Genomic DNA, 17,549 nt, shown 5'->3' with positions numbered 1-17,549 from the left:
GCGGGCGTTTCCTCTGGTTGTTATCCGTTACTCGGCCGCCGGCCTGAACTGGGCGTGCTCGGTCGATTCATGCATGGCGGTGGTCGAAGACTGGCCGCCGGTGATCGCCATCGACACGGCGTCGAAATAGCCGGTGCCGACCTCGCGCTGGTGCTTGGTCGCGGTATAGCCGCGGGCCTCGGCCGCGAACTCGGCCTCCTGCAGTTCCGAATAGGCGGCCATCTGGCGGTCCTTGTAGCTGCGCGCCAGCTCGAACATGCCGAAGTTCAGCTGGTGGAAGCCGGCGAGCGTGATGAACTGGAACTTGTAGCCCATCGCGCCAAGCTCCTTCTGGAACTTCGCGATCGTCGCGTCGTCGAGGTTCTTCTTCCAGTTAAAGGACGGCGAGCAGTTATAGGCGAGCAGCTTGCCCGGATGATGCTTGTGCACGCCGTCGGCGAACTTCCTGGCCTGCGCCAGATCCGGCTTCGAGGTCTCGCACCAGATAAGGTCGGCATGCGGCGCATAAGCCACGGCGCGCGCGATGCAAGGCTCGATGCCGTTCCTCACATTGTAGAAGCCTTCGACCGTGCGGCCCGCGTCGTAGTCGACGAAAGGCCGGTCGCGCTCGTCGATATCGGAAGTCAGCAGCTTCGCCGCTTCCGCGTCCGTGCGCGCCACGACCAGCGTCGGCGTGCCCATGACGTCGGCCGCCAGGCGCGCCGCGTTGAGGTTGCGGATATGCGCCGCGGTCGGGATCAGCACCTTGCCGCCGAGATGGCCGCATTTCTTTTCCGACGCCAGCTGGTCCTCATAGTGGACGCCGGCGGCACCGGCCTCGATGAAGGCCTTCATGATCTCGAAGGCATTGAGCGGACCACCGAAGCCGGCTTCGGCGTCGGCGACGATCGGCGCGAACCAGGTCTCGACCGAAAGCCCGTTGCCTTCGGATGTCTCGATCTGGTCGGCGCGCTGTAAGGTGCGATTGATGCGCTTGACGAGTTCCGGCGCAGCATTGGCCGGATAAAGCGACTGGTCCGGATACATGGCCGACGCGGTGTTGGCGTCGGCGGCCACCTGCCAGCCGGAGAGATAAATCGCCTTCAGCCCGGCCCGAACCTGCTGCATGGCCTGGTTGCCGGACATCGCGCCGAGCGCGTTGACGAAATCCTCCTCATGAATGAGCTTCCACAGCCGGTTCGCGCCCATCTCGGCCAGCGTCTGGCGAATTTGCACGGAACCGCGCAGCCGCTTCACATCCTCTGGCGAGTAGGGCCGCTCGATGCCGTCGAAACGGCCTTCCGGCGCGGAAGGGACGAGGTTGTAAAAATCGGTCATTGGTCACTCCGGATCGCTTGGAAACTGCTTCAGCGCTGCATCGCAAAGGTGCGCTTCACGACGTCTGCGTATGACACGATTTACATTGCAGCGCGAAAAACGCCCAGAAAAACCGTCGATTGGCGCCAAAAATAAAGGAAAAGCTGTGTTGTCATTGACAACTTATCTCTGTAAATTTGTCACGATTGTAAAGGCGCCGCAGCGGACGCGGGACGCAATGTTCATGTAAATTCTTGTCAAGGATGGCAGGGATGGCCGACCAGAAGATCTTTGCCGGGCCGCGGCTGCGCCGGCTGCGCAACGCCAGGGGCCTGACCCAGACGGCAATGGCCGAGGGACTGGGCATCTCGCCCTCCTATCTCAACCTCATCGAGCGCAACCAGCGGCCGCTGACGGTGCAGCTCATTCTCAAGCTGGCCTCCGTATACAAGGTCGATCCGCATGAATTGCAGGGAGAGACAAAAGGCTCGATCGCGGCCTTGCGCGAAGCGTTCAGCGATCCGCTTCTTGCCGGCGAACTGCCCGGCGATCAGGAACTGATCGACTTCGCCGAGACCGCGCCGAATGCTTCTGCGGCGATGGTAAAACTCTTTCGCGCCTATCGCGAGCAGGCCGAGCGCCTGTCAGACCTCAACCAGCTTCTGGCGAAGGAGGGCAGGGCAACCGCGCTGTCCGGCACGCGCCTGCCTGCCGATGAAGTCCACGAAGTGTTCGAGCGCAGGGCGAACCATTTTGCTTCGCTGGAAGAGGAGGCGGAGGCTTTCACATCGGTCCTCGAGCCCGGCGACGATCTGTTCGGCGCACTGAAAGCGTGGTTGCGGCGCGAGCACGGCATCGTCGTCAAGGTGCTGCCGGTCGCCACCATGCCCAACTGGCGCCGCCGCTATGATCGCCATTCGCAGCGTCTGTTCCTGTCCGAGCGGCTGTCGCCTTTCGACCAACTGCGCGAAGTCGCCATGGAGGCGAGCCTCATGCGCATGTCGGTGGCCGTCGCCGGCGAGATCCAGGCGCTGAAGCTTGGCACCGACGAGGCGCGCCGGCTCGCCCGCTTCGAGCTCGGCCGCTATGCCGCGCACGCGCTGATGATGCCCTATCAGGCCTTCCATGCCGCCGCCGTTCGCGCCCGCTACGACATCGACGTCTTGCGTTCCCGCTTCGGCGTCTCTTTCGAACAGGCGGCCAACCGCCTGACCATGCTGCAGCGGCAGGGCGCATCGGGCGTGCCCTTCTTCATGCTGGAAGTCGACAATGCCGGCAATCGCTTCCGCAAGGCCGGCAGCCAGGGCTATCCGCAAAGCCGCTTCGGCGGCGGCTGCCCCAAGCTTTCGGTCCATGCGGCTTTTTCGCAGCCGGGCCAGATCCTGGTCGAGGCGGTGGAAATGCCCGATGGCGCCGAGTTTCTTTGCATCGCCCGCACGTTGGAAGGCCCGCAAGGCGCCTTCTCCGAGCGGCCGCGGCGCACCGCGCTCCTGCTCGGCTGCGACATCGGCTTTCGCGACGAGATCGTCTATGGCGCGGCGCTGCCGGCCGGAGCCGCCGGCAAGACCGGGCAAGGCTTCGCCACGCCGGTGGGGCCCGCCTGCAGGCTTTGCGAGCGCGCCGGCTGCCTGGCGCGCGCCGAGCCGCCGGTAACGCGCCCGGTCGGCCTCGACGAGATGGTGACCGGCCTCAGCGCCTTCGATTTTCAGGGTTAATACACGCCCAAAACGTGCGCATCGGTCCTGGACCCAGACATGCGCCAAGTAAGCCGTGGCGAGGTTGTCCCACATTTCAGCGAATGCTGGATCACGCATGGTTGTCTACTTTGCGCTACGTGATTGAGACACAGTCTTGTCGTCTGAGACACAGAATCCCTGTTGCCCTTGGTGCATCGTAGCGCAAACAACTCGCTGACAGTCATGTCCATGACCGATACCGCCCCGTCCCCCGCCGCCTTGCCTTCCGTCTCGCCGCGCGAGGAGCGGATCGGCATGCTCCTGGTCTTCCTTTCGGCGCTTATGTGGAGTTTCGGCGGCACCATCGCCCGTTTCATCCATATCGGCGACAGCTGGACCGTGGTGTTCTGGCGTTCGCTCTGGGCCGTGGCCTTTCTCGTCGCATTCATGGTCTGGCGCGACGGTTGGCGCGGTACCCTGAAACTCTTTCGACACATGGGTCTGCCCGGCCTTGGCGTCGCCTTCTGCTTCGCCACCGCCTCGACCAGCTTCGTGGTGGCGCTTACCTACACCACGGTCGCCAACATCCTTCTGATGCAGGCCGGCGTGCCGCTTCTGGCGGCCCTCCTTGCCTGGCTCCTGTTTCGCGAGCGGGTCGGTCCGGCCACCTGGGTCGCGATTGCCGCCGTCATCACCGGCGTCGCTATCATGGTCTCCGAATCCCTGGGCGGCGCCGTCTCGCCGATCGGTGACGGCCTTGCGCTGCTGATCGCGGTGATGTTTTCGTTCGCGACCGTGATCACCAGGCGCTTCGCCCATGTGCGCATGGTGCCGGCCACCTGCCTCGGCGCGCTGCTTGCCGGTGCTTTTGCCGCCTCGCAGGCCGAGGAATTTGCCGCCTCCGCGCGCGACATGGGCTTTCTCTTTGCCTTCGGCGTCATCAATCTCGGCATTGGCCTTGCCTTCTTCGCCATGGGCGCGCGGCTGGTGCCGGCGGCGATCGCGGCCCTGCTCGGCACCTTCGAGCCGATCCTCGGGCCGATCTGGGTCTGGCTCGTCCATTCCGAGGTGCCATCGGTGCGCACCATCATTGGCGGCGCGGTCGTGGTCACGGCGCTGCTCGTCCATATCGGCCTTGAGTTCAAGCGGCAGGCACGCCCGACGCGACCGGGCGTCACCGGCCTGCCGACACCCAATTGACGATAGGCAGCCTTCCCCATTGACAACCCAGTTGCCGGGCGGGCAGGCTGCGATTACGGCAACAACAAGACAGGCGTATCTTGCCAAATGTCTCCGCCGGCCTGCTCGGGACCGGACAGCATCGTCATAGCTCTGCTTACGCCACGGTGAATGCCGTTGACGCCGCCCGGGTGCCTCGCCGGGGCGGCCGGAATGCCTCGAACCTTGATGCCGTGATCGAGCCTGGCGTGGACAGATCACGCTTGTCGCTCTCCGGAAAGCTCAATAGTCTGAAACGAACGCCGCCCCGCCATATCGCAACGAGCCGGCGAGGGAACACCCACCAAAGGAGAACATCATGATCCGCAAAGCTCTATGGCTTTCGGCGACATCGGTATTTTTGACGCTTTTGACGGCAGGCGGCCATGCCGAAGACCGCGTCGTCAACGTCTACAACTGGTCGGACTATATCGACAGCTCGATTATCGACGACTTCACCAAGAAGACCGGCATCAAGGTCGTCTACGACACCTTCGATTCCAACGAGATCTTGGAGACCAAGCTGCTTGCCGGCGGCAGCGGCTATGACGTCGTCGTGCCAAGCGCCAACTTCCTGGCGCGCCAGATCCAGGCGGGCGTGTTCCAGAAGCTCGACAAGTCGAAGCTGCCGAACCTCTCCAACATGTGGGACGTCATTTCCGAGCGCACCGCCAAATACGATCCGGGCAACGAATTTTCGGTCAACTATATGTGGGGCACGGTCGGCCTCGGCTATAACGTCAAGAAGGTGCAGGCCGCGCTCGGCACCGACAAGATCGACAGCTGGGACGCGTTCTTCGATCCGGACAAGCTGGCCAAGCTGAAGGATTGCGGCGTCTATGTCCTGGATTCTCCGGCCGACGTCATCCCCGCGGCCCTGAAATATCTCGGCCTAGACCCCAACAGCACCTCGCCGGATGATATTTCCAAGGCCGAGGAAGCCTTGCTCAAGGTCAGGCCCTATGTCCGCAAGTTCCATTCGTCCGAATACATCAACGCTTTGGCCAACGGCGATATCTGCCTGGCGATTGGCTGGTCGGGCGACGTCTTCCAGGCCCGCAACCGCGCCGTGGAGGCCAAGCAGGGCGTCGAGATCGGCTATTCGGTGCCGAAGGAAGGCGCCCAGATGTGGTTCGATCAGATGGCGATCCCCGCGGACGCGCCGCATGCCGCCGACGCGCTCGAGTTCATCAACTACATGATGACGCCCGAAGTCATCGCCAAGTCGTCGAACTACGTGCTCTACGCCAACGGCAACAAGGCTTCGCAGCAGTTCGTGGACAAGGCGATCCTGGAAGATAAGTCCGTCTATCCCGACGAGGAAACGACGAAGAAGCTTTATACCGTTGCGCCATACGATCCCAAGACACAGCGCGTCATCACGCGCACCTGGACCAAGATCGTCACCGGCCAGTAAGCATTGAGACACGACCCCGGCAGCCAACTGCCGGGGTCGCTTTCTTTTGGGGAATTTAACGGAGTGGGGATTATGAAATCGCTTGGCAGCATCCGCAGGGATTTCGCGCCATGGAACGACCCGAACGCCAAGCCATACATCCAGTTCGACAAGGTCACCAAGAAATTCGGTGACTTCACCGCCGTCAACAATTTGTCGCTGACCATCTTCGAGCGCGAATTCTTCGCCCTGCTCGGCGCTTCGGGTTGTGGAAAGTCGACCCTGCTCAGGATGCTTGCCGGCTTCGAGGAGCCGTCCGCGGGCCGCATCCTGCTCGACGGGCAGGACTTGCGCGGCATCCCGCCCTACAAGCGGCCGGTCAATATGATGTTCCAGTCCTACGCGCTGTTCCCGCATATGACGGTTGAGAAGAACATCGCCTTCGGCCTCAAGCAGGAAGGCATGCCCGGAGCCGATGTCGAAAAACGCGTCGCCGAGATGCTCAAGCTGGTCAAGCTCGAGCAGTTCGCCAAGCGTAAGCCGCATCAGCTCTCGGGCGGCCAGCGCCAGCGCGTGGCCCTTGCCCGCTCGGTCGCCAAGCGGCCCAAGGTTCTGCTGCTCGACGAGCCGCTCGGCGCGCTCGACAAGAAGCTGCGCGAGGAAACGCAGTTCGAACTGATGGACCTGCAGCAGGAGCTCGGCCTCACCTTCGTCGTCGTTACCCACGACCAGGAAGAGGCCATGACCATGGCCGACCGCATCGCCATCATGGACAAGGGCGAGGTGATGCAGGTCGCCACACCGGCTGAGATCTACGAGGCGCCGGCTTCGCGCTTCGTGGCGCATTTCGTCGGCAACGTGAACATGTTCGAGGGCAAGGTTGACGAGCGCACGGTAAACACGACGCGCATCACCGGCACGACCGGTGCGCAAATCGTCGTCGACAATGGCAGCGGCGCCGCCGCCGGCTCCAACATCGTCTTCGCGATCCGGCCGGAGAAGATCAAGGTCTCCTCGAAGAAGCCGGCCGATGCCGTCAACGCACTCGAAGGCGAGGTCTATGACGTCGCCTATCTCGGCGACATGACCGTCTATCATATCAAGCTTGACGACGGGCAGATCGTACGGGCAAGCGCCTTGAACGCCTCGCGCGTCACCGAGGATCCGCTCACCTGGAACGACCGCGCCTGGGTCTCCTTCCGGCCCGACGCCGGCGTCGTGCTGACCAGGTAGGAGGCGGACATGACAAACATCGCAGTTACCGCCCCTCCGTCGACCGCAGCCGCGGCCATGCCGCAGACGCGGCTGGCGAAGGGCTTCGTCAACCGCCTCGTCATCATCGTTCCCTATCTCTGGCTGCTGTTCTTCTTCCTCATTCCTTTCATCATCGTCTTCAAGATCTCGCTGTCGCAGACGGCGATCTCGATGCCGCCCTATACGCCCGTGCTCGACTTCAAGGACGGCGCCTCGGGATTCTTCGCGGGCTTCCGCGAGCTCAACTTCGATAACTACACGTGGCTCACCCAGGACGCGCTCTATTTCAACGCCTATGTGACGAGTCTGATCGTCGCGGGGATCTCGACGATACTCACCCTGATCGTCGGCTATCCGATCGCCTATGGCATGGCGCGTGCGCCGGCGACGATCCGACCGACCCTGCTGATGCTGGTGATCCTGCCGTTCTGGACCTCGTTCCTGATCCGCGTCTATGCCTGGATCGGTATCCTGAAACCCGAGGGGCTGCTCAATCAGGTTCTGCTCGCCACCGGGCTGATCAGCCAGCCGCTGGTCATCCTCAATACCTACACCGCTATCTTCATCGGCATCGTCTATTCCTACCTGCCTTTCATGGTGCTGCCGCTCTATTCCTCGCTGGAAAAGATGGACTATTCGCTGATCGAAGCCGCGCAGGACCTCGGTTGCCCGCCGACCGGCGCCTTCTGGAAGATCACCTTCCCGCTGTCGCTGCCCGGCGTCGTCGCCGGCTGCCTGCTGGTGTTCATTCCGGCGGTCGGCGAGTTCGTCATCCCCGACCTCCTCGGCGGCTCGCAGACGTTGATGATCGGCAGGACGCTCTGGAACGAGTTCTTCTCCAACCGCGACTGGCCGGTCTCGTCGGCGGTGGCAGTGATCCTGCTCTTGGTGCTGACCATCCCGATCATGTTCTTTCAGCAGGCTCAGGCACGCGCACAGGAGCAGGGCAAATGAACTCGACCTGGAGCCGCTTCAACATCACCTCGATCGTGCTGGGCTTTGCGTTTCTCTATCTGCCGATCGTGCTTTTGATCGTCTTTTCCTTCAACGAATCGAAGCTCGTCACCGTCTGGGGTGGCTTCTCGACCAAATGGTACGTGTCGCTGTTCCACAACCAGGGCCTGATGGACGCCACCTGGGTGACGGCGCGTGTCGGCGTCATCTCGGCCACGGTGGCGACCGTGCTCGGCACGCTCGCCGCCATCACGCTCACGCGCTACACGCGCTTCAGGGGGCGGTTGCTTTTCTCGGGCATGGTGTTTGCGCCGCTGGTCATGCCGGAAGTCATCACAGGCCTCTCGCTGCTGCTGCTCTTCGTCGCCATCGGGCTCGATCGCGGTTTCTTCACGGTGACGCTCGCGCACATCACCTTCACCATGTGCTTCGTGGCGGTCGTCGTGCAGTCGCGCCTGGTCACGTTCGACCGCTCGCTCGAGGAGGCGGCCATGGATCTCGGCGCGCCGCCGGTGAAGACCTTCTTCCAGATCACCTTGCCGGTCATCCTGCCGGCGATCATCTCCGGTTGGATGCTGGCTTTCACGCTCTCGCTGGACGATCTGGTCATCGCGAGTTTCACCTCGGGTCCCGGCGCCACCACGCTGCCGATGAAAATCTACAGCCAGGTGCGCCTCGGCGTGACGCCTGAAATCAATGCCGCCTGCACCATCCTGATCGCGGTGGTGGCGGTCGGCGTCATCATCGCCTCGATCGCCAACAAACGCCGCGAGATCCAGCGCCAGCTCGACGAGCGGGCCGCGCAGCGCGGTTGATTGCGGGGCGGGGCGCTCAGCGCCTCCGCCTCTACTGGCCTGATACGCCGGGAGCGATCGGCGATATGAACGGCGCGCTCCAGTTGCCGCCGACGAAGAACAGCGACTGGCTCGGCGGCGCGGGAGCCGGACTGGCTGCCTGGCCGCTGGCCTGCTGGGGCTGCTGCGCCGGCTGTCCGTTCGGCACGACGCCGCCCGAGAGCGCCAGCCCGCGCCCGACATAGGAGGCGATGCCGGACAGCCAGATCTTGTATTTCTGCGAGTTGATCTCGGCCTTGTCGAGGCGCGCCACGCCCTTCGAAATGCTTGCCTTGATCTCGGCGCCGTTGATCGGCAGCGAACCATTGGCGACGTCGTCGAGCGCGAAGAAACCGCCTTGCTGGTTGCGCTTGAGGAAGGCCGGCAGGTCGAGCCCGTTGAGCGTGCCCGGCCCGAAAGTCGCCGAGAACGATCCGTCGGCATTCTCGAAGATCGCGTTCCAGGCCTTGCCCGGCCCCTTGAGGATGACCGATACCGTCCCGGTGCCGGCTGGCACCAGCCGCGTCATTCCGGCCGCCTTGGCAAAGGCTCCCGTATCCACGTCCGATGCCAAGAGCCGCATCTCGACCTGCGTGCCTTCCGGCTTGCGGTCGAAGCGCAGGCTGCTCTGGATGGTGCCGTTAAAGGCCGAAGCGTCGGATATGTCGAAGACGGCAAGACCGTTCTTGACCTGCGCGGTCGCCGCGACGTCGGCCAGTTGCACCGGTCCCACGTTGGCGTGCGCCGCCGACAGTCTGAGGTCGAGCTTTATGCGGTCGGCGAAGCTGGTGTCGATGTCGACGGGGCCGGCCTCGCCGGTGGGCGCGACAGGCGTAAAAGCCGACAGGAAAGACCTGAGATCGAGCGTATCGAAGGCAAGCGTGCCGGCAATCACCGGGCGCCCCTCGGCGAAGGAGAAATCCAGCGCTCCCATGCCCGGATTGTTGTTGAGCGTGACGGCGGTGTTCTCGAACTTCGCGCGTCCCGCCGAGGCGTTCACCTTGCTGGCGATCGAGACCGCACCGATCGCCGCGCCAGGCGCGAGGCCGGCCTGCGACCACTCCAGCACGCGCCGCAGCGACGGCGCGGCGAACTTTGCCTGGCCGTCCAGATAGGCATTGTCCGACATCGAGGCCGTTCCCTCGAAGGAGAAGGTCGCGGGCGCAGCCTTGAAGGAGAGGGCGACGGGTGCTGCTCCCCCGGCAAACAGCACCAGCGGTTTCGCCGAGGAGAAATCGAACTGCACGCTTTCGCCGCGCCAGATGCCGGTTGCGGTCAGCGATGCTTCGCTGTTCATCGCTTCCCAGTTCACCTGGCCGCTCAGGCTGCTCAGGATTTCGGTGTCCTTGCCGTCAGCCGTGGTCACGACGCGGCCATCGCGGAACTCGACGGTGCCGAACGGATCGGAAGGCAATCTGCCCAGATCGGGCTTCTGCGGGTTGGCGGTGACCACGCCGCGCGCGGTATCGATCGAGCGCGTGATGCGTCCCCCGGTCGGAAGCGGCGGCAGATAGAAGCCGCTCGCCATGCGCTGGACCCTGATCGTCGGACGAACCAGCCTTGCCGTCGAAAAGGCGACGTCGCCCTGCAAGGCGGCCATGGCCGACAGATCGACTTCGACGCGATCTGCCTCGACCACCGGCGGCGCATCGGTCTCGGTCCATTGCGACAACGTGACGTCGCTGAGGATGGCCTGGAACTTTGGCCACACCTCGATGCGCGGCGAGCCGTCGATGGTGACGCGGAAGCCGCTCCAGGCACTCAATTCCCATGCGATGCGATCGCGCACGATGCGGGTCGAGGCAATCAGCGGCAACGCCGCGACCGCGAGCGCGATGACGAGCACGGCAACGCCGATCGCCCACACCCCGCGCCGGATCAAAGATGATGGCATTTCGCCCCGTATGCTTTCATTGCCGACAAATCGCCCGACGGGTGTAACCGAGCGCCGACGCTTTTCAAGTCTTTATGGCCTTGCGATGGCATTTGCGCAGCGCCCGCGATGCGTCGACCGAACAAAATCTTGCTCTGCTGCGCTGCAATATGCATAAGCGGTCTGAACGGTCCCGGTCCGCGGTGGCGCGCCGTTTTTGGGACGATGGCATTTGCGATGTTGAGCTTAACTGGCTCAAACGCGACGCGCTTTGGGAGGAGCGATCATGGCCGCCGATACACCTTTGTGGATCCCGACGCAGGAGCGGATCGATGCGGCGCCCCTAACGGCGTTCATGAAAGCCGCGGAAGCAAAGGCCGGGCTGGCATTCTCCGGCTATGCCGAGCTTCACCGCTGGTCGATCGAGGATCGCGAAGCGTTCTGGAGCCTGGTCTGGGATTTTTGCGATCTTGTTGGCGACAAGGGTGAGCGGAAGCTTGTCGACGGCGAGAGGATGCCCGGTGCCAGCTTCTTTCCCGACGCCAGGCTCAATTTCGCCGAGAACCTTTTGAAGAAGACCGGCAGCGGTCCGGCCATCGTCTTTCGCGGCGAGGACAAGGTCGAGCGCCGGCTGTCCTGGAACGAGCTTCATGCGCTGACCTCGCGGCTGCAGCAGCTCTTCCTGTCGCTCGGCGTCAAGGCCGGCGACCGCGTCGCCGCCATGATGCCCAACATGCCCGAAGCGGCGGCCGCGATGCTGGCCGCAGCCTCGATCGGCGCAGTCTGGTCGTCATGCTCTCCCGATTTCGGCGAGCAGGGCGTGCTCGACCGTTTCGGTCAGATCGAGCCGGTCGTCTTCATCGCGCCGGACGGCTATTGGTACAATGGCAAGGCGATCGAGGTGGCCGACAAGGTGCGCGCGGTAGCAGGGAAGCTCGCCACGCTGCGCAAGGTGCTGATCGTCGACTATCTCGGCACATCGGCCGACGTCGCCGCCACCATCGACGAGGCTGCCGGCCTCGAAGAAGCGCTCTCGCCCTTTGCCGCCGGGACTGTCAGCTTCGAGCGGCTGCCGTTTGCGCATCCGCTCTACATCCTGTTTTCCTCGGGCACGACCGGCATCCCGAAATGCATCGTGCATTCGGCCGGCGGCACGCTGATCCAGCACGTCAAGGAGCACCGGCTGCATGCCGGCCTGCTCGACGGCGATCGCCTGTTCTACTTCACCACCTGCGGCTGGATGATGTGGAACTGGCTGGTATCGGGCCTCGCCTCTGGCGCGACGCTTTTGCTCTATGACGGCTCGCCCTTCTACCCCGATGGCAATGTGCTGTTCGATTTCGCAGATGCCGAGAAGATGACCTATTTCGGCACCTCGGCCAAGTTCATCGATTCGGTTCGCAAGGCCGGGCTGAAGCCGATCGCGAGCCACGATCTGTCGACCGTGCGCACCTTGTCCTCGACAGGTTCGCCGCTGTCGCCGGAGGATTTCCGCTTCGTCTATGAAGGCATCAAGAAGGATGTGCATCTGGCCTCGATCTCCGGCGGCACCGACATCGTCTCCTGCTTCGTGCTCGGCGTGCCGACCGAGCCGGTCTGGAGCGGCGAGATCCAGGGGCCCGGTCTCGGCCTGGCGGTCGATGTGTGGGACGACGACGGCAAGCCGATCCGGCAGGAGAAGGGCGAGCTTGTCTGCACGAAAGCCTTCCCATCGATGCCGGCCGGCTTCTGGAACGACCCCGAAGGCAAGAAGTATCACGCGGCCTATTTCGAGCGTTTCGACAATGTCTGGTGCCACGGCGACTTCGCCGAATGGACGGCCCATGGCGGCATGGTCATCCATGGCCGCTCGGACGCAACGCTCAATCCGGGCGGCGTGAGGATCGGCACGGCCGAGATCTACAACCAGGTCGAACAGATGCCGGAAATCCTCGAGGCGCTCTGCATCGGCCAGGATTTCGACAATGATGTCCGCGTCGTGCTGTTCGTGCGGCTGGCCGCCGGCGCGACCCTGGACGAGAGTCTGGAAAAGCGCATCCGCGCCAAGATCCGCACCGGTGCCAGCCCGCGCCATGTGCCGGCCAGGATCGTCGCCGTTACCGACATCCCGCGCACCAAGTCCGGCAAGATCACCGAACTCGCGGTGCGCGACATGGTCCATGGCCGCGCCGTCAAGAACAAGGAGGCGCTCGCCAATCCCGAGGCGCTGGAACTGTTCCGCGACCTGCCGCAGCTGGCAAGCTAGAGCCAAACGGATTATCGCCCGCAGAGAGTTTCCTGGTTGTGCCCTTCGCGGTCGTCATCCTAGGGCGGAGCGGAGCAAGGAGCGAAGCGACGCGCGCAGACCCCAGGATCCATGCCGTGACGCTAAGGCGTTGCAACGTTTACAGAATTTTGCTCCGCTGTACTCTTCGGTCGAGGTAATGGCATGGATCCTTGGGTCTTCGCCACGGAGCTTCGCTCCTGCTTCGCCCAAGGATGACGACGTCGCGAGGGCTTCGGCTAATCGCCAACGCCTGCGGTATGTCAGGCCGTAGAGCGGCACCCGCATGGTTAATAAGATCTGTCCGCCGAATTTACCTAGATTTCATGGGTGGTACACATTCGTAAATTTCTTTGCGACGCGGTAAGGACTTGTTAAGGGACGACCCCGATAGTCGCGTGTAACTTGAGGGAGAAATCCCGTTCCTCGTCCCCTGAGGTTCAGCTCAAGCCCCCGTTGTGACAGCATCCCATTTCTCAAGGCGTCCTCCAGGACGCCTTTTTCTTTGGGGTCTGATCGGGCGCTACTCGGCGAGCACGCGGGTCGAGGGGAAGCCAACCTCGACCAGGGTTCCTTCGCCCGGCGTGGAGGTTATGGTGAAACGGGCGCGGTTCGCTTCCACCATGGCCTTGGTGAGCGGCAGGCCGAGGCCGGTGCCGTCGCCGCGTCCGCGCTTGAGCGCATTGATCTGCTTGAACGGCTTCAGCGCCTGCTCGATCTCGGCCGGTGTCATGCCGATGCCGGTGTCGCGTACGCGCATGACGACATCGCCAGAGGCCTCGTAAGCGGTCGAGACGATCACCTGGCCGCCGGCCTGGGTGTAGCGGATGGCGTTGGAAAGGATGTTGAGGGCGATCTGGCGAACGCTTCTCAAGTCCGCCACCACTTCCGGCAGCCGCGAGGCGAAGCTCGAGCGGATGATGACGCGTTCGCGGTTGGCCTGCGGCTGCATCATCGCCACCGTCTCGGCCAGCGTGTCGTTGAGCGACACCGCCTCGTAATCCATCTCCTGCTGGCCGGCCTCGATCTTCGAGATGTCGAGCAGGTCGTTGACGAGATCGAGCACGTGATTGCCCGACCGGTTGATGTCGCGCAGATAGTCGCGATAGCGGTCGTTGGAGATCGGGCCGAATTTCTCATCCACCATCAATTCGGAAAAGCCGATGATGGCATTGAGCGGGGTGCGGATCTCGTGGCTGATGCGGGCCAAGAAATCCGTCTTTTGCGAGGAGGCGCGCTCGGCCACCGCGCGTGCTTGCGTCAGGTCTTCCTCGGCCCGTTTCCATTGCGTGATGTCGCGCACCACGGCGCAGAAGCCGCTGTCGTTGGGCAGCCGGCCGATGGTCATGAACAGCGGAATGAAGCGCCCCTGCGCCTCGCGGCCGATGACCTCGCGGCCGTCATTGAGCACGCTCGCCACGCCCGGTTCCGAAAGGCCCGCGAGATAGTCGCGCGCCGCGCGCTGGCTTTCGATGGCGAACAGCGAGGCAAAGGGCTTTTCGGCAACCTCGTCGCTGTCGAAACCGAACAGCGCTTCCGCCGGACGGCTGATCGAACGGATGTTGCCGTCGCGGCCGATCAGCACGACGCCGTCGGTGGCGGTGTCGATGATGGTGCGCATCTCGGCGATGCGCGACTTCAATTCCGGAACGTCCGGCTGGAGCGCTGGCTCGTCATTCGCGGCGGTGAAATGCGCCGCATCGTCCTCCCCCGAGCGCCGCACCACAAGCATCAGCGCCTTGCCGCCGTGCCACGGCACGGACCGCAGCAGCGCGTCGATGGGAAATTCCTGGCCCTGCCGGGTCTTGAGCTTCAGCGAGCGGTCGCTTTCGTCCGCGGCGCTGTCCTCGCCATAGGGATCGGCAAAGAGCGCGCCCAGCCCCCCCGCATCCGCGAGGTCGTCCAGCGCATCGTAGCCGGTGAGCTCGAGGAAGGCATCATTGGCATAATGCAGCGTGTCGCCCGAATGGATGAGCAGCGGCACCGGCAGCCTGGCGAGGATGGATGTATCGGGCGCCGTGGCTTCTTCCCCGGTCGAAAAAGCGGACGGCACGAAGCCTGCGAGTTTGAGCGGCGGCACTTCGAGGCGCGGCCGCGCCGACGCTGTCGCCTCCGGTTCTTCCGGCCGTTCTCCTGCGACCGTGGCGGCATCGGCATCGGAGCCGGCCCAATCCTCATTGTCTTGCGCGTCGCGGAAATCGTCGGCGGTCATGCCGTCGTCGTCCGCCGTCCCATCGGGGGCCGACTGCCCAGCCGCGACCGGCTGCTGCGGCTCCGCGGCAGCATGTTCGGCCGCCTGCCGGGCCTCCCGCTCGGTCTGGGAAACGGGCGCGCCGTAGGCTTCTTCCGTGGATTTCTCGCCATCGGCATAGTCGAGCAGCGAGCCGGAAACGGCCGGGGTCTCGGCCTGGCTGGCGTCGCCCGTCTCGGCGGCGTCATCGATGCCGTCGAGCCGCGCCAGATCTTCCTGGTCTTCCGCCTCGGTCTCCGCCTCCGCGGTCCCCGCATCGGCCTTCGCGTCGGCGGTTTCCGAAACCTCCGGCGTGGACGACAAGGTCGCATCCCGCGCGGAACTGTCTTGCTCGGCCGCGTCAAGTGGGAGCCGCTGGTTTGCCTCGGCCTTGGTTTCGCTGGCCGGCTCGTTCGCCGTTGCCTTGTCCTTGCCGGCAACAGCCGCGCCGGGTTGCTTGTCGGCTTCGGGGGCGCTCGGCTCGGCAGGGATGGAATTGTCCCTGCGCAGCCTTTCGCCGATCTCGCGGAAGGCGCTGCGCTCGAGGATCGACAGGCCCCTGTGATCTGCGGGCGTGTCACTTCCCGGCTGCTTGTCATTGGCCGGCTGGCGGTGCTCGGCCAGTCTTATCACCTTGTCGGCGAAGCGCCGCTCCGGCTTCGGCACGATGGTCAATGCCGGAACTTCACCCTGGAAGGGATCTTCAGGCTTTGCCTGTTCCGGTGACGTCTGCTCCGCTGCTGGCTGCCCAACCGACGGCCCGGCCCCGCCAGGGGCGGCCCCGGTTGGCGCGGCATTCGGCACCAAGGCCATGCCAAGCGCTTCCGGATCGACCACGGCGTCGGCGCTGCGCGCGACCCCGAAACCACGAAAACCCTCGAAGGCGCGGCCGCGGCCGTAGACGGGCAGCGCCGCGAGATCGACCGGGATCTTCAGACCGGTTCCAGCCACCGGCCACAGCACCGAGCGGCCGGACCAGGTGTCGCGCCGTTCGAGCAGACCGGCGATCTCGCCCGAGGCGTCGAGGCCGAAAGTGGTGGCGACGTCCTTGAAGCGGCGGCCGATCACGTCGGCGGCGGGCCGGCCGACGATATCGGCGAATTCGGGCGACAGCGCGCTGAACTTGCCTTCGGCGTCGGTACGCCAGACGAAGCGCAGCGGCGGCGCGGAGCGGTCGATGTCGCGGGGCGGCACCGGTTGTGCCGGCGTGACGGTTTCGCGTCCGGCGGTTTCGCCGACATCCTGGCGATGGCCTTCGGCTGCGGTGGCTTCCTTCGTCCCGTCCGTTGCCGGTGCTATCGGTTGGGCTTGCCTGGCATCGTCGTCGCCGGCGTTGAAGTACCAATGGTCGTGCTGGCCGGCGCCGGCGTCCGGGGCTTGTTGGCCGGGCTCGCTGCCGTTCGCCTGATGATTGGTCCGGGCAGGCTGCTGGTCGGCCACGGCCCGGCTTTCCGCGGAGGGCTTTGCCTCGCCTTCAGGAGCCTCGGGGACCAGCTCAGCCTGTTCACCAGTCGCCACGGCCGGCGCGGGGCTGTTGTCCTGAACAGGCTCGGGCTCGACGGCAAGGCTTTCAGCCGACAGCGTGGCCGCAACCGCCTCTGGCGCCGCGACCTGCTGATCGCCGGGCTGGTCGCCCTGGCCGGCAGCCGGCTGGTCGCCGTCGAGCTGGTCCTCATCGATCACCACGAGCAGATGGCGTGCATCGGTGAGCCGCGCAAAACCGGCCGGGTAGGAGGTATCGGTGCCCGGCACAAGCCGCTTGACAAGGCGGTCGCCGCTCGCGGTCACATCCGCAACCAGGGCAGCCAGCGTCCGCGGCTCGATGCCGAGCGCGGCAAAGCCGTCCGAGGCCGCCTCGACACCGCCTTGCGCGTCGACGAAAGCGATGAAATGGCCGGCTTCGGTGAAGCCGCCGATGGCGCGGCTGGCGATCTCGCCGGCGCTGCGCGACCTGGTCTGCGCCGCCGGCACCGCCAGCATGATTGACTTCTCGCCGTCCGGCATCGTCACGGCGCTGGCCACGAAACCGACGGCGCGGCTTACCATGCCGGTGGCGAGCCTCACCGTGATGGCCCGGTCGCTGCCGATATCCGGAAAACCGGTGGTCGCCATGATCTGCCGCCGGGCAATCAGCGGCAGCCGTGCCGAGGCGCCGATGATGGCCTCGATATCCGGATAGCCGAACATCGATGCCCCCGGACCGTTCGCCCAGATCACCTGTTCGAGGTCGGCCGACAATATGGCCAAAGCGTCGCCGGCGGCAAAGCGCTGGCGCACCGCGTCGAGCACGGCGACGTCGAGGAAGGAGTAGTTTTCAGGCGGCATGCGCGGGCCAACCCTCCGAAGCGGGCATTTCAGTTAACGCTTTGTTAATAAAAGCCCGCGGCCCGAAGGTCCACAAGCCCTGGCTTGCAACGGCCGAAATCTCTGGGCTCTTGGTTAACGGCCCTGGGGCTGACGCGTGGGAAGATTTTATGGTGCGGTGCAACAAAGATATTGCAATGCACAAAAAATCCTTTATATTGCCACTATACATGAACGAGACGGCTTTCTGTC

The 17,549-nt window shown here is 64.3% G+C and carries 10 protein-coding genes; 7 read left to right on the top strand and 3 right to left on the bottom strand.

Annotation, left to right across the window (positions count from 1 at the left end):
* Window positions 1-27: 27 nt before the first annotated feature.
* The gene (gene aceA / locus ACWGS9_RS00305) at window positions 28-1,317 is read right to left on the bottom strand and encodes an isocitrate lyase (protein ID WP_454503357.1); all 1,290 of its coding nucleotides are present in this window, start codon (window positions 1,315-1,317) and stop codon (window positions 28-30) included.
* A gap of 251 nt (window positions 1,318-1,568) precedes the next feature.
* On the opposite strand from aceA, the gene ACWGS9_RS00300 reads away from it, so the two are divergent.
* The 6 genes from ACWGS9_RS00300 to ACWGS9_RS00275 all read left to right on the top strand — a co-directional run bounded on the left by ACWGS9_RS00300 (window position 1,569) and on the right by ACWGS9_RS00275 (window position 8,609).
* On the top strand, window positions 1,569-3,011 hold the full coding sequence (locus ACWGS9_RS00300) for a helix-turn-helix domain-containing protein (protein ID WP_454503356.1): 1,443 nt from the start codon (window positions 1,569-1,571) through the stop codon (window positions 3,009-3,011).
* A gap of 210 nt (window positions 3,012-3,221) precedes the next feature.
* On the top strand, window positions 3,222-4,172 hold the full coding sequence (locus ACWGS9_RS00295) for a DMT family transporter (protein WP_454503355.1): 951 nt from the start codon (window positions 3,222-3,224) through the stop codon (window positions 4,170-4,172).
* A 337-nt stretch (window positions 4,173-4,509) separates the two neighbouring features.
* On the top strand, window positions 4,510-5,607 hold the full coding sequence (locus tag ACWGS9_RS00290; RefSeq protein ID WP_454503354.1) for a polyamine ABC transporter substrate-binding protein: 1,098 nt from the start codon (window positions 4,510-4,512) through the stop codon (window positions 5,605-5,607).
* A 72-nt stretch (window positions 5,608-5,679) separates the two neighbouring features.
* On the top strand, window positions 5,680-6,819 hold the full coding sequence (locus tag ACWGS9_RS00285) for an ABC transporter ATP-binding protein (protein WP_454503353.1): 1,140 nt from the start codon (window positions 5,680-5,682) through the stop codon (window positions 6,817-6,819).
* 9 nt (window positions 6,820-6,828) lie between these two features.
* A complete protein-coding gene (locus ACWGS9_RS00280) occupies window positions 6,829-7,794 on the top strand; it encodes an ABC transporter permease subunit (protein ID WP_454503352.1) in 966 nt (321 codons plus the stop codon).
* Window positions 7,791-8,609 (top strand): ABC transporter permease, encoded by an 819-nt coding sequence (locus ACWGS9_RS00275; RefSeq protein ID WP_454503351.1) that lies wholly within the window; start codon window positions 7,791-7,793, stop codon window positions 8,607-8,609. Before ACWGS9_RS00280 ends, ACWGS9_RS00275 begins: the two co-directional genes overlap by 4 nt.
* Window positions 8,610-8,640: 31 nt before the next feature.
* On the opposite strand, the gene ACWGS9_RS00270 is transcribed toward ACWGS9_RS00275, so the two are convergent.
* On the bottom strand, window positions 8,641-10,521 hold the full coding sequence (locus tag ACWGS9_RS00270; RefSeq protein WP_454503350.1) for an AsmA family protein: 1,881 nt from the start codon (window positions 10,519-10,521) through the stop codon (window positions 8,641-8,643).
* Between the two features lie 265 nt (window positions 10,522-10,786).
* Between ACWGS9_RS00270 and ACWGS9_RS00265 the strand changes: the two genes are divergently transcribed.
* On the top strand, window positions 10,787-12,745 hold the full coding sequence (locus ACWGS9_RS00265) for an acetoacetate--CoA ligase (protein WP_454503349.1): 1,959 nt from the start codon (window positions 10,787-10,789) through the stop codon (window positions 12,743-12,745).
* Between the two features lie 541 nt (window positions 12,746-13,286).
* On the opposite strand, the gene ACWGS9_RS00260 is transcribed toward ACWGS9_RS00265, so the two are convergent.
* Complete coding sequence (locus ACWGS9_RS00260) at window positions 13,287-17,318, bottom strand: PAS domain S-box protein (protein ID WP_454503348.1); 4,032 nt, start codon at window positions 17,316-17,318, stop codon at window positions 13,287-13,289.
* Window positions 17,319-17,549: the final 231 nt, after the last annotated feature.

The organism is Mesorhizobium sp. Arg314 (assembly GCF_053714275.1).
Note: the sequence above shows the minus strand (reverse complement) of the source record. Positions and strands in the feature narration are given on the sequence as shown.